Origin of the sequence: Cyanobium sp. Lug-B (assembly GCF_024345635.1) — a bacterium.
GTDB lineage: Bacteria > Cyanobacteriota > Cyanobacteriia > PCC-6307 > Cyanobiaceae > Cyanobium > Cyanobium minutissimum.
Genome location: NZ_JAGQBM010000085.1, coordinates 1 through 10,624, shown reverse-complemented (window position 1 = coordinate 10,624; position 10,624 = coordinate 1). Strand labels below are relative to the sequence as shown.

The 10,624-nt window shown below is 69.1% G+C and carries 19 protein-coding genes; 16 read left to right on the top strand and 3 right to left on the bottom strand.

The features are described 5' to 3' along the window. The 3 genes from KBY81_RS15265 to KBY81_RS15255 all read right to left on the bottom strand — a co-directional run. Positions 1–662: LdpA C-terminal domain-containing domain (locus KBY81_RS15265; RefSeq protein ID WP_254976955.1), on the bottom strand; the 662-nt coding region annotated here is incomplete at its 3' end. Positions 663–735: 73 nt separating this feature from the next. Beyond that, positions 736–1,995: a sodium:proton antiporter gene (locus KBY81_RS15260; RefSeq protein ID WP_106221682.1), complete on the bottom strand. Its 1,260-nt coding sequence runs from the start codon at positions 1,993–1,995 to the stop codon at positions 736–738. Between the two features lie 47 nt (positions 1,996–2,042). After that, positions 2,043–2,504 (bottom strand): NAD(P)H-quinone oxidoreductase subunit N, encoded by a 462-nt coding sequence (locus KBY81_RS15255; protein ID WP_106221679.1) that lies wholly within the window; start codon positions 2,502–2,504, stop codon positions 2,043–2,045. A gap of 412 nt (positions 2,505–2,916) precedes the next feature. Between KBY81_RS15255 and rplC the strand changes: the two genes are divergently transcribed. From rplC to rplR, 16 genes are all read left to right on the top strand, one after another. Continuing rightward, positions 2,917–3,564, top strand: coding sequence for a 50S ribosomal protein L3 (gene rplC, locus KBY81_RS15250; RefSeq protein WP_106221677.1), 648 nt, complete (start codon positions 2,917–2,919; stop codon positions 3,562–3,564). An 11-nt stretch (positions 3,565–3,575) separates the two neighbouring features. Next, positions 3,576–4,211, top strand: coding sequence for a 50S ribosomal protein L4 (rplD, locus tag KBY81_RS15245; protein WP_106221675.1), 636 nt, complete (start codon positions 3,576–3,578; stop codon positions 4,209–4,211). Further along, entirely contained in the window at positions 4,204–4,506 is a 303-nt protein-coding gene (locus KBY81_RS15240) for a 50S ribosomal protein L23 (RefSeq protein ID WP_015109402.1), read from the top strand. The genes rplD and KBY81_RS15240 overlap by 8 nt, the downstream gene beginning before the upstream one ends. A gap of 15 nt (positions 4,507–4,521) precedes the next feature. Then, positions 4,522–5,385, top strand: coding sequence for a 50S ribosomal protein L2 (gene rplB / locus KBY81_RS15235; RefSeq protein ID WP_094586022.1), 864 nt, complete (start codon positions 4,522–4,524; stop codon positions 5,383–5,385). Positions 5,386–5,420: 35 nt separating this feature from the next. Next, positions 5,421–5,696 carry a 30S ribosomal protein S19 gene (rpsS, locus tag KBY81_RS15230; protein WP_015109404.1) on the top strand — a complete coding sequence of 92 codons (276 nt, stop codon included), beginning with the start codon at positions 5,421–5,423 and terminating at the stop codon, positions 5,694–5,696. A 4-nt stretch (positions 5,697–5,700) separates the two neighbouring features. After that, the gene (gene rplV, locus KBY81_RS15225; RefSeq protein ID WP_015109405.1) at positions 5,701–6,060 is read left to right on the top strand and encodes a 50S ribosomal protein L22; all 360 of its coding nucleotides are present in this window, start codon (positions 5,701–5,703) and stop codon (positions 6,058–6,060) included. A 19-nt stretch (positions 6,061–6,079) separates the two neighbouring features. Then, the gene (rpsC, locus tag KBY81_RS15220) at positions 6,080–6,808 is read left to right on the top strand and encodes a 30S ribosomal protein S3 (RefSeq protein ID WP_015109406.1); all 729 of its coding nucleotides are present in this window, start codon (positions 6,080–6,082) and stop codon (positions 6,806–6,808) included. Positions 6,809–6,824: 16 nt separating this feature from the next. Next, complete coding sequence (gene rplP, locus KBY81_RS15215; RefSeq protein WP_254976954.1) at positions 6,825–7,283, top strand: 50S ribosomal protein L16; 459 nt, start codon at positions 6,825–6,827, stop codon at positions 7,281–7,283. A gap of 2 nt (positions 7,284–7,285) precedes the next feature. Further along, positions 7,286–7,498: a 50S ribosomal protein L29 gene (gene rpmC, locus KBY81_RS15210; protein WP_015109408.1), complete on the top strand. Its 213-nt coding sequence runs from the start codon at positions 7,286–7,288 to the stop codon at positions 7,496–7,498. A 16-nt stretch (positions 7,499–7,514) separates the two neighbouring features. Then, positions 7,515–7,766, top strand: coding sequence for a 30S ribosomal protein S17 (gene rpsQ, locus KBY81_RS15205; protein ID WP_015109409.1), 252 nt, complete (start codon positions 7,515–7,517; stop codon positions 7,764–7,766). Positions 7,767–7,776: 10 nt separating this feature from the next. Continuing rightward, complete coding sequence (gene rplN / locus KBY81_RS15200) at positions 7,777–8,142, top strand: 50S ribosomal protein L14 (protein ID WP_015109410.1); 366 nt, start codon at positions 7,777–7,779, stop codon at positions 8,140–8,142. A gap of 1 nt (position 8,143) precedes the next feature. Then, a complete protein-coding gene (gene rplX / locus KBY81_RS15195; protein ID WP_106221671.1) occupies positions 8,144–8,500 on the top strand; it encodes a 50S ribosomal protein L24 in 357 nt (118 codons plus the stop codon). A 122-nt stretch (positions 8,501–8,622) separates the two neighbouring features. Then, a complete protein-coding gene (gene rplE / locus KBY81_RS15190; RefSeq protein WP_015109412.1) occupies positions 8,623–9,162 on the top strand; it encodes a 50S ribosomal protein L5 in 540 nt (179 codons plus the stop codon). A gap of 20 nt (positions 9,163–9,182) precedes the next feature. After that, the gene (rpsH, locus tag KBY81_RS15185; protein ID WP_106221669.1) at positions 9,183–9,584 is read left to right on the top strand and encodes a 30S ribosomal protein S8; all 402 of its coding nucleotides are present in this window, start codon (positions 9,183–9,185) and stop codon (positions 9,582–9,584) included. 16 nt (positions 9,585–9,600) lie between these two features. Next, positions 9,601–10,140 carry a 50S ribosomal protein L6 gene (rplF, locus tag KBY81_RS15180; RefSeq protein WP_094586015.1) on the top strand — a complete coding sequence of 180 codons (540 nt, stop codon included), beginning with the start codon at positions 9,601–9,603 and terminating at the stop codon, positions 10,138–10,140. 32 nt (positions 10,141–10,172) lie between these two features. Continuing rightward, entirely contained in the window at positions 10,173–10,538 is a 366-nt protein-coding gene (rplR, locus tag KBY81_RS15175; RefSeq protein WP_254976953.1) for a 50S ribosomal protein L18, read from the top strand. The last annotated feature ends 86 nt before the right edge of the window (positions 10,539–10,624 follow it).

Below are 10,624 nucleotides of genomic sequence, written 5' to 3'. Positions count from 1 at the left end.
CCGGCCCCGCGCAGCAGCCGGAACCGCTGCCAGAGCTCCGCCGCCAGCCCATCCACCGTCGCCCCTCCCTCCAGGGCGGCGCTGACCGCCACCCGGCGCAGCGGCACGCCGCTGGCGGCCAGCTGGGCCACCCGATCACTGAAGGCCTCCAGCCGCCCCGGCCGGGTGTGGAGCTCCACGGCGTCCGGGGCCAGCTGCGCCAGCAGCGGGCCCACGCCGGCCGCCTCCAGCACCTGGCTGCGCTCCTCGATCAGCCCCAGGGGGCAGGCCGGCCGGCAGCGGCCACAGCCGTAGCAGCGCTCCTCCACCACCCCCGTGCCGCCGATCGCCAGGGCGGGGCAGACCCGCTCGCAGGGCCGGGGGCAGGCGAGCGGACAGCGGTCCGGATCGAACCAGGCCTTGCGGAAGTGGGGGTCGAGGCCGTCACTGAGGCTGACCATCAGCCAGGGACGGGTCGCGCCCCTGGCCTCGGCCCAGGCCATGCCCCGCCGCGCCGCGGCCACCACCGCCGGATCGGCGGCCACATCGATGCAGTGGACCCCGGCCAGGGCATGGATGCCGGCCAGGTCCTCGATGGCGGCCAGATCCTGGTTGCTGGCCCCGCCGATCAGCTTCACCCAGCCGCCGGCGGCCAGGGCCTGCTCGGGATCCTGCCGGAGCATCGGCGCAGGGCCCCGGGGCAAGGCACCCATGGCTGGCGCGCGGGGAGCGCCCGATCCTGCCACCGGGGGGCCCTCAGCCGGTCCCGCCGGGCAGCTCCGGCGCAACCTCGGGCTGGGCCAGCCCGAGGCGCTGCACCAGCCAGGGGGCGCTGAAACCCTGCAGGCCCACGGTCATCAGGATGGTCAGGAACACCAGCCCCTTGAGGGTGGCGCCGCCGGGGACCTCGGCCCGGTCGAGCTCGAGGGCGAACAGGCTCACCACCGCCGCGGTGACGATGCCCCGCGGAGCGATCCAGCTGAGCAGGGCCTTCTCCTTCCAGTCGAGGCTGGGGAGCCCGATGCCGGTGAGCTGGATCAGGGGCCAGCGGATCAGCATCAGGCCCAGCACACAGCCCAGGCCGCCCAGGCCGAGGGGGCTCAGCTCGGCCCAGGAGACATCGGCCGCCAGCAGGGGAAACAGCACCGTGATGGCCAGCATGGCCAGCTGGCGGATCAGCTCGTCGAGCTGGCTGGCGGCCGCATCGAGGCGGAGCCCCACCACCACCCCGGCGCTCACCGCCGCCGGCAGGCCCGACTCCGGCAACAGGGCCTCACAGCCGCTGAACATCAGAAACAGCACGCCGAGGGTGAGCTGCAGCTCCAGCCCGTTCCCTCCGGCGGCGGGCGCCCCCTCGCCCCCGCGGGAGGCCGCGACGGCACCCAGCCGCCGAAGGGCCTCCGAGAGCAGCAGCCCGGCGAGCCCGCCGAGGACCACCCCGCCCCCGAGGCGCAGCAGCAGGCGGGAGGCCACCTCCTGCCAGCTGCCCAGGTCCCCCAGGGTCACCTGGAGCAGCACCAGGCCGAGCACGGCACTGACCGGCTCGAGGATCAGCCCCTCGGCCTCCAGCAGCTGACCCAGCTTCGGCGCCAGGCGCAGCTGGCGCACCATCGGGGTGACCACGGTGGGGCCGGTGGCCAGGGCGATGGCGCCGTAGACCAGCGCCAGGGACCAGGGCAGGCCCGCCAGGAGGTGGGCCAGCAGGGCCGCCAGGGGAAGGCCGAGCACCAGGCGCACCAGCACCAGCTGCAGCACCGACCGCTGCAGATCGCGGCCGGCCAGGCGCAGGTTGAGCCCCCCGTCGAAGAGCACCAGGCTCACCAGCAGGCCGACCAGGGGCTCCAGACCGGCGCCCAGGTTCTCGGGATGGACCAGATCGAAACCGGCATGGCCCGTCAGCAGACCGATCGCCAGCAGAAGCACCACCGCCGGCTGGCCGGTGAGCCAGGCGGTGGCCTGGGCCAGGGAGCCGGCGAAGAAGGCCGAACCCCAGATCAATCCGAGCCGCTCACTCAAGGCCCTGGAGTCCGCGGAACGGGCCCAGGCTATGGGGTGGACTCAGTTCAGGCGGGCAGGAGCTGCTCGAGGGGCTGCCAGCGGAGGGCCCGGGCGCCGCCCATCTCCACCACCAGCTTCAGACGGGGTTCGCGGCGGCAGAGCTCGCAGAGGGCAGCCAGCTCGGAACTGCTGAGCACCTGGCCCTCCAGGAGCCAGAGGAGCACCGGCCCGTCGCCGGCCAGGGCAGGGCCCAGCTGGGGCATGACCCGCTGCACCTCACCCACGGCGGCGGCCCGGCCGACGCTGTGGTGGCCCAGGTGGGGCGGCCGGATGCCGTGCAGCTGCATCAGGTAGGCCTCCGGATCCCCCAGCCCGCGGGCGGAGGTGAGGTGGGCCCGGTAGCCGGCCGCCCGCAGCCGCCGCAGCAGCCGGGTCTCGGCGCCGCCCTCCAGCGGAACGAACAGGGCGAGGGCACCGCAGCGCTCCAGCTCGGTGCGGAAACCACGGCCGGTCATCAGCAGGGGCATCGGGAGCGGCAGGCGAATCGGGGCTGAGTCTGGCAGCCGATGCGGGTCCCAGGGGTGGTGGTGCACACCATGGGGTACTGTTGTCTCTTGTGCCGAAGATCTGTGCCCGTCCGCTAGCCGGGCCTCCAGAGAACGGTACGGGGTCCGTCAGTGGTGACGAACCCTTCCCGGCCCGTACGACTCCTGCAGCGCTCGTCGCTGCCGTGACCGTCGGGATACTGCCAGAGGCCCCACCGCCCCCGGCAAGTCCCAGCCCGCTGATTCGCCTCGCTAGCTCCTGACCCTCGGGTCGATCTGCGATTCCACGAATTCAGCCCCCCCGCCGCCCAGCGGGTCCCCCTCGGATGTCGGGCCTCGGTCCCCATCCCTGGCGGCACGCCGCGGCTGTCCAGCTGGTGTTGTTCTCCCTCCCATGTCCATCGGCATTCTCGGGAAGAAGCTGGGTATGTCCCAGTTCTTCGACGAAGAAGGCAAATCCATTCCGGTCACCCTGATCGAAGCGGGTCCCTGCCGCATCACCCAACTCAAGAGCGAAGCCACCGACGGCTACACCGCGGTGCAGCTCGGCTTCGGCGAGACGCGCGACAAGCTCGTCAACAAGCCCGCCAAGGGCCACCTGGCCAAATCCGGCGAGGCGCCCCTGCGGCACCTCAAGGAGTACCGGCTGGAGGCCATCGACGGCCTTGAGCTCGGGGCCGCCGTCACCGTCGGTGACTTCGCCCCCGGCCAGAAGGTCGACGTCAGCGGCGACACGATCGGCCGCGGCTTCTCGGGCTACCAGAAGCGCCACGGCTTCAGCCGCGGTCCGATGAGCCACGGCTCGAAGAACCACCGCGAACCGGGTTCCACCGGCGCCGGCACCACCCCCGGCCGGGTCTACCCCGGCAAGCGGATGGCCGGCCGTTACGGCGGCAAGCAGATCACCACCCGCGGCCTCACCATCCTCAAGGTGGATGCGGAACGCAATCTGCTCGTGGTCAAGGGCTCGGTTCCCGGCAAGCCCGGCGCCCTGCTCGACATCCGCCCGGCCCGGCGGGTGGGCGTCCCCGCAGCGAACTGAGGAGAACACCCATGACTGACTGTGTGATCCGCGACTGGCAAGGCAAGGAGAGCGGCAAGGCTCCCCTCGACCTCAAGGTCGCCAAGGAGACATCCGCCAACGGCCTGCTGCACCGCGCCGTTGTCCGCCAGCTGGCCCACGCCCGTCAGGGCACCGCCAGCACCCTTACCCGGGCCGAAGTGGCCGGTGGTGGCCGCAAGCCCTACAAGCAGAAGGGCACCGGCCGGGCCCGCCAGGGTTCCATCCGCACCCCCCTGCGCCCCGGCGGCGGCGTGATCTTCGGACCCAAGCCCCGCAGCTACGCGGTGGCGATGAACCGCAAGGAGCGCCGCCTGGCCCTGCGCACCGCCCTGATGAGCCGCGTCGCGGACATCACCGTGGTGAAGGGCTTCGCCGAAGGGCTCGACACCCCCAAGACGAAGGAGATCACCGCCGCCCTGGCCCGCTTCGGCATCGACGCCGGCGCCAAGGTGCTGCTCATCCTCGACGGCGCTTCCGATGTGGTCTCCCGCTCGGTGCGCAACCTCGAGAAGGTGAAGCTGATCGCCGCCGATCAGCTCAACGTGTTCGATCTGCTCCATGCCAACAAGCTGGTGCTCAGCGAAGAGGCACTGGCGAAGATTCAGGAGGTCTACGGCGATGTCTGAGCGTTTTGCAGGCCGGCTGGCGGACGTGATCCGTCGCCCGCTGATCACCGAGAAGGCCACCCGCGCCATCGAGATCAACCAGTACACCTTCGAGGTGGACCATCGGGCCGCCAAGCCCGACATCAAGGCGGCCGTCGAACACCTGTTCGATGTCAAGGTCGTCGGCGTCAGCACCATGAATCCCCCCCGCCGCACCCGTCGGGTGGGGCGCTTCGCCGGCAAACGCGCCCAGGTGAAGAAAGCGGTGGTGCGCCTTGCCGAAGGCAACGCCATCCAGTTGTTCCCTGAGTCCTGAGGGGTCTGAAACGTCATGGCAATCCGCAACTACAGGCCCAACACCCCCGGCACCCGCACGCTGGTCGTCACTGATTTCAGTGACATCACGGGCAAGAACCGGGAACGGGGCCTGGTGGTGTCCAAGCACCGCCACAAGGGCCGCAACAACCGCGGCGTGATCACCTGCCGCCACCGCGGCGGTGGCCACAAGCGCCTCTACCGCATCGTCGACTTCCGTCGCGACAAGCACGGGGTGAGCGCCAAGGTGGCCGCGATCCACTACGACCCGCACCGCAACGCCCGTCTGGCGCTGCTCTATTACACCGACGGCGAGAAGCGCTACATCCTCGCCCCCGCCAACGTGGCGGTGGGTCAGAGCGTCATCTCCGGCCCGGACGCCCCGATCGAGAACGGCAACGCCCTGCCGCTCTCGGCCATCCCCCTGGGCTCGAGCGTCCACAACGTGGAGCTCTACGCCGGTCGCGGCGGTCAGATGGTCCGCACCGCCGGGGCCAGCGCCCAGGTGGTGGCCAAGGAAGGGGACTACGTCGCCCTCAAGCTGCCCTCCACCGAGGTGCGGCTGGTGCGCCGCGAGTGCTACGCCACCCTCGGTGAAGTGGGCAACGCCGAGCAGCGCAACACCAGCCTGGGCAAGGCCGGTCGCAAGCGTTGGCTGGGCCGCCGTCCGGAAGTGCGCGGCAGCGTGATGAACCCCTGCGACCACCCCCACGGTGGTGGTGAGGGCCGGGCACCGATCGGCCGTTCCGGTCCGGTCACGCCCTGGGGCAAACCCGCCCTGGGCCTCAAGACCCGCAAGCGCAACAAGCCGAGCAACCGGTTCGTGCTGCGGAAACGACGCCGCACCTCCAAACGGAGCCGTGGCGGACGCGACTCCTGATGACCCACACCGCTCTGCTGTTCGCCTGATCCGCCATGGGACGCTCACTCAAGAAAGGCCCGTTCGTCGCCGACCACCTGCTCCGCAAGGTGGAGAAGCAGAACGCTGCCGACGACAAGACCGTGATCAAGACCTGGTCACGGGCCTCCACCATCCTGCCGATGATGATCGGCCACACCATTGCCGTTCACAACGGCAAGGCCCACGTGCCCGTCTACGTGACGGAGCAGATGGTGGGCCACAAGCTGGGCGAATTCGCCCCCACCCGCACGTTCCGCGGTCACATCAAAGACAAGAAGGGAGGCCGCTGATCCGATGGCAACCACCACACCCGACACCCAGGCCCTGGCCCACGGCCGCTTCATCCGCGGTTCCGTGTCCAAGGTGCGCCGGGTTCTCGATCAGATCCGGGGTCGCACCTACCGCGACGCCCTGATCATGCTCGAGTTCATGCCCTACCGCTCCACGGGCCCGATCACCAAGGTGCTCCGCTCCGCGGTCGCCAATGCCGAGCACAACCTCGGCCTCGATCCGGCCACCCTGGTCATCAGCCAGGCCAGCGCCGACATGGGACCCTCCCTGAAGCGGTTCCGGCCCCGGGCCCAGGGCCGCGCCTACGCCATCAAAAAGCAAACCTGCCACATCAGCATTGCTGTGGCAGCGCCCACCGCCTGACCCCCGAGGACACCGCCCGATGGGACACAAGATCCATCCAACCGGCCTGCGCCTGGGGATCACCCAGGACCACCGCTCCCGCTGGTACGCCCCAAGCAAGACCTACCCCGTCCTCCTTCAGGAGGACGACCGGATCCGGTCGTTCATCAACAAGAAGTACGCCGCCGCCGGCATCAGCGACGTGCTGATCGCCCGTAAGGCCGACCAGCTCGAAGTGGAACTCAAGACCGCCCGTCCGGGCGTTCTCGTGGGCCGCCAGGGCAGCGGCATCGAGGAGCTGCGCACCGGCATCCAGAAGACCCTCGGCGACGCCCACCGTCAGGTGCGCATCAATGTGGTCGAGGTGGAACGGGTCGACGCCGACGCCTTCCTGCTGGCCGAGTACATCGCCCAGCAGCTGGAGAAGCGGGTGGCCTTCCGGCGCGTCATGCGCATGGCGGTGCAGCGCGCCCAACGGGCCGGGGTGCTGGGTCTCAAGCTCCAGGTGAGCGGCCGCCTCAACGGCGCCGAGATCGCCCGGACGGAGTGGACCCGCGAGGGTCGCGTGCCCCTGCACACGCTCCGCGCCGACATCGACTACGCCACCAAGGTGGCCACCACCACGTACGGGGTGCTGGGCATCAAGGTCTGGGTGTTCAAAGGGGAGGTGCTTCCCGGTCAGCAGGACCAGCTGCCCGTGGGTGGAGCACCGAAACGCCGCGCCAACCGCCGGCCGCAACAGTTCGAAGACCGCTCCAACGAGGAGTGATCAGGAGGCCTGAACCATGCTGAGTCCAAAACGCGTCAAGTTCCGAAAGCAGCAGCGAGGCCGCATGCGCGGCATCGCCACGCGCGGCAACACCATCGCCTTCGGCGATTTCGCCCTGCAGGCCCAGGAGTGCGGGTGGATCACCTCCCGCCAGATCGAGGCCAGCCGCCGCGCCATGACCCGCTACGTCAAGCGGGGCGGGAAGATCTGGATCCGGATCTTCCCCGACAAGCCCGTCACCATGCGGCCGGCCGAAACCCGCATGGGTTCCGGTAAGGGCAACCCGGAATTCTGGGTGGCCGTGATCAAGCCGGGCCGCATTCTCTTCGAGATGGGCGGTCCGGAGATCACCCCCCAGATCGCCAAGGAAGCCATGCGTCTGGCCCAGTACAAACTGCCGGTCAAGACGAAGTTCCTCGCCCTGGCCGATCAGGAGGCAACCGCCCCCGAACCCGCCCTCGCCGTCGAGTCCTGACCATGGCCCGTCCCACCATCACCGACGTGCGCTCGCTCAGCGACGCCCAGATCGGCGAACAGATCGACGGCGTCCGTCGCGAACTGTTCGACCTCCGCTTCCAGCAGGCCACCCGCCGTCTGGAGCACCCGCACCGCTTCAAGGAGGCCCGCATCAAGCTGGCCCACCTGCTGACGGTGCAGCAGGAGCGCCAGCGCTCCACCGTCGCCTCCTGATTCCCCCTCGATCCCCATGGCACTCAAGGAAAGGGTCGGCACCGTCGTCAGCGACAAGATGGACAAAACGGTGGTGGTGGCGGTGGAAAACCGCTTCCCCCATCCCATCTATCAGAAGACCGTCCGCCGCACCACCCGCTACAAAGCCCACGACGAAGCCAACAGCTGCCGCGTGGGTGACCGGGTCCGGATCACCGAGACCCGCCCCCTCAGCCGCACCAAACGTTGGGCCGTCGCTGAGGTTCTCTCCACCACCAGCGCCGGCTGAGGAACTCCCCATGATTCAGCAGGAAACCTTCCTCAACGTCGCTGACAACAGCGGCGCCAAGCGCATCCAGTGCATCCGGGTGCTCGGTACCAACCGTCGCTACGCCCACGTGGGCGATGTGATCGTGGCCGCCGTCAAGGACGCCATGCCCAACATGGGCGTCAAGAAGTCGGATGTGGTCAAGGCCGTGGTGGTGCGCACCCGGGCCACGCTGCGCCGGGACACCGGCAACGCGATCCGCTTCGACGACAACGCCGCGGTGATCCTGGGCAACGACAACAACCCCAAGGGCACCCGCGTCTTCGGCCCGGTCGCCCGGGAGCTGCGCGAGCGCAACTTCACCAAGATCGTGTCCCTCGCCCCGGAGGTGATCTGAGATGGCCACCGCAACCCCCAAGGCCCGGCCCGTTCAGCGCATCAAGATGCGCATCCGCAAAGGTGACACCGTCCAGGTGATCGCCGGCAAGGACAAGGGCAAGACCGGCGAGGTGCTGCGCACCCTGCCCAACGAGAACCGTGTCGTCGTGCAGGGCGTCAACCTGCGCACCCGCCACGTCAAGCCCACCCAGGAAGGCGAGACCGGCCGCATCGTCACCGAAGAGGCGTCCCTGCATGCCTCCAACGTGATGCTGTACTCCACCGCCAACAAGGTGGCCAGCCGGGTGGAGATCGTCGTCCAGGAGGACGGCAGCAAGAAGCGCCGGCTGAAGAAGACCGGGGAGGTGCTCGACTGACCGCCCCCCACCACGTCGCTCCCCCCACCCCAGCCCGCGACGTCCCCCACGCTCCGCGTCCCTGCCTCCCTCCCCCGTCCGCCTTCTGACCACGTCCAGAAGCGCCCCCCCATCCCCCCGTCATGTCACTCAAACAGCGCTACCGGGAGACGATCCAGCCCAAGCTGCTGAAGGATCTCAACCTCTCCAACGTCCACGAGGTTCCCAAGGTGGTCAAGGTCACCGTCAACCGGGGCCTCGGTGAAGCCGCCCAGAACGCCAAGGCCCTCGAGGCCTCGATCACCGAACTGGCGACCATCACCGGTCAGAAGGTGGTGGTGACCCGCGCCAAGAAGGCCATCGCCGGCTTCAAGATCCGCCAGGGCATGCCGATCGGCGTGGCCGTCACCCTGCGGGGCGAGCGGATGTATGCCTTCCTCGAGCGACTCATCCACCTGGCGCTGCCGCGCATCCGCGACTTCCGCGGCGTGAGCCCGAAGAGCTTCGACGGCCGGGGCAACTACACCCTGGGGATCCGGGAGCAGATCATCTTCCCCGAGATCTCCTTCGACAAGATCGATGCCATCCGGGGGATGGACGTCACGATCGTGACCAACGCCCGTAACGACGAAGAGGGCCGGGCCCTCCTCCGCGAAATGGGAATGCCGTTCCGCAATACCTGAGCCCCCTCCCGGACACGACCATGGCCAACCACGACCCGATCTCAGACATGCTCACTCGCCTTCGCAATGCGAGTGAGAAGCGCCACGAGCGCACCAGGATTCCCGCCTCCCGGCTCTCCCGCAGCATCGCCAACGTGCTGCAGCAGGAAGGCTTCATCGCCGCCATCGCCGAGGAAGGCGAAGGTGTGCAGCGCCACCTGGTGCTCGAGCTGAAGTACAGCGGCAAGCACCGCCAGCCCACCATCCGCTCCGTGCAGCGGGTGAGCAAGCCCGGCCTGCGCATCTACAAGAACACCCGCCAGCTGCCCAAGGTGCTGGGCGGCCTCGGCGTGGCGATCATCTCCACCTCCCGGGGTGTGATGAGCGACCGTGATGCCCGCAAGCAGGGCGTCGGCGGCGAAGTGCTCTGCTACGTCTACTGATCCCAGGAGTTGTTCCATGTCTCGTATCGGTAAAGCCCCGATCCCCATCCCCGACAAGGTCACCGTCAGCCTCGATGGCCTGGCGGTCACCGTGAAGGGTCCCAAGGGGGAACTCAGCCGCGTTCTCCCGGAGGGCGTCAGCGTCAGCCAGGAAGGCGGCACGGTGGTGGTGAGTCCCACCAGCAGCCACCGTCGCTCCCGGGAGCGCCACGGCCTCAGCCGCACCCTCGTCGCCAACATGGTGGAAGGGGTCAGCCAGGGCTTCACCCGCAAGCTCGAGATCGTCGGCGTGGGCTACCGCGCCCAGGTCCAGGGGCGCAAGCTCGTGGTCAGCGCCGGCTACAGCCACCCGGTGGAGATGGTTCCCCCCGAAGGGGTGACCTTCTCGGTCGAGAACAACACCTCGGTCTTCGTCTCCGGCCCCGACAAGGAGCTGGTGGGCAACGAGGCGGCCAAGATCCGCGGCATCCGTCCGCCCGAGCCCTACAAGGGCAAGGGCATCAAGTACGAAGGTGAGCGGATTCTGCGCAAGGCCGGCAAGACCGGCAAGAAATGAGGTCTGCTCGAGCGTCATCCGTCTGATCCCCCATGTCTTCCCTCTCCCGCAAACAGCAGACCCAGAAGCGTCACCGCCGCCTGCGTCGTCTGCTCTCCGGCACCGCCGAGCGTCCCAGGCTGGCCGTGTTCCGCTCCAACAACCACATCTACGCCCAGGTCATCGACGACGACGCCCAGAACACCCTCTGTGCCGCGTCCACCCTCGACAAGGACCTGCGCACCAGCGTCACGGCGGGCGCCAACTGCGAGGCGTCCATCGCGGTGGGCCAGCTCGTCGCCCAGCGCGCCCTCGCCAAGGGCATCCAGCAGGTGGTCTTCGATCGCGGCGGCAACCTGTACCACGGCAGGGTCAAGGCCCTTGCTGACGCCGCCCGGGAAGCGGGCCTTCAGTTCTGATCCCTGCTCTCACCATGACCGAAACCAACGACCAGATCCAGACCGGCGCCGGGCCTGCGGCCTCCGACGTCCCCGCCGCTGCCGAA

Excerpts from the sequence above, each read along its gene's own strand:
- rplC (WP_106221677.1), top strand. The coding sequence starts at position 2,917 with ATGTCCATCGGCATTCTCGGGAAGAAGCTGGGTATGTCCCAGTTCTTC.
- rpmC (WP_015109408.1), top strand. The coding sequence starts at position 7,286 with ATGGCCCGTCCCACCATCACCGACGTGCGCTCGCTCAGCGACGCCCAG.
- rpsC (WP_015109406.1), top strand. The coding sequence starts at position 6,080 with ATGGGACACAAGATCCATCCAACCGGCCTGCGCCTGGGGATCACCCAG.
- rpsH (WP_106221669.1), top strand. The coding sequence starts at position 9,183 with ATGGCCAACCACGACCCGATCTCAGACATGCTCACTCGCCTTCGCAAT.
- rplX (WP_106221671.1), top strand. The coding sequence starts at position 8,144 with ATGGCCACCGCAACCCCCAAGGCCCGGCCCGTTCAGCGCATCAAGATG.
- rplN (WP_015109410.1), top strand. The coding sequence starts at position 7,777 with ATGATTCAGCAGGAAACCTTCCTCAACGTCGCTGACAACAGCGGCGCC.
- KBY81_RS15255 (WP_106221679.1), bottom strand. The coding sequence starts at position 2,504 with ATGCCCCTGCTGATGACCGGCCGTGGTTTCCGCACCGAGCTGGAGCGC.
- rplE (WP_015109412.1), top strand. The coding sequence starts at position 8,623 with ATGTCACTCAAACAGCGCTACCGGGAGACGATCCAGCCCAAGCTGCTG.
- rplB (WP_094586022.1), top strand. The coding sequence starts at position 4,522 with ATGGCAATCCGCAACTACAGGCCCAACACCCCCGGCACCCGCACGCTG.
- KBY81_RS15240 (WP_015109402.1), top strand. The coding sequence starts at position 4,204 with ATGTCTGAGCGTTTTGCAGGCCGGCTGGCGGACGTGATCCGTCGCCCG.
- rpsS (WP_015109404.1), top strand. The coding sequence starts at position 5,421 with ATGGGACGCTCACTCAAGAAAGGCCCGTTCGTCGCCGACCACCTGCTC.
- rplD (WP_106221675.1), top strand. The coding sequence starts at position 3,576 with ATGACTGACTGTGTGATCCGCGACTGGCAAGGCAAGGAGAGCGGCAAG.
- rplF (WP_094586015.1), top strand. The coding sequence starts at position 9,601 with ATGTCTCGTATCGGTAAAGCCCCGATCCCCATCCCCGACAAGGTCACC.
- rplP (WP_254976954.1), top strand. The coding sequence starts at position 6,825 with ATGCTGAGTCCAAAACGCGTCAAGTTCCGAAAGCAGCAGCGAGGCCGC.
- rplV (WP_015109405.1), top strand. The coding sequence starts at position 5,701 with ATGGCAACCACCACACCCGACACCCAGGCCCTGGCCCACGGCCGCTTC.
- rplR (WP_254976953.1), top strand. The coding sequence starts at position 10,173 with ATGTCTTCCCTCTCCCGCAAACAGCAGACCCAGAAGCGTCACCGCCGC.
- rpsQ (WP_015109409.1), top strand. The coding sequence starts at position 7,515 with ATGGCACTCAAGGAAAGGGTCGGCACCGTCGTCAGCGACAAGATGGAC.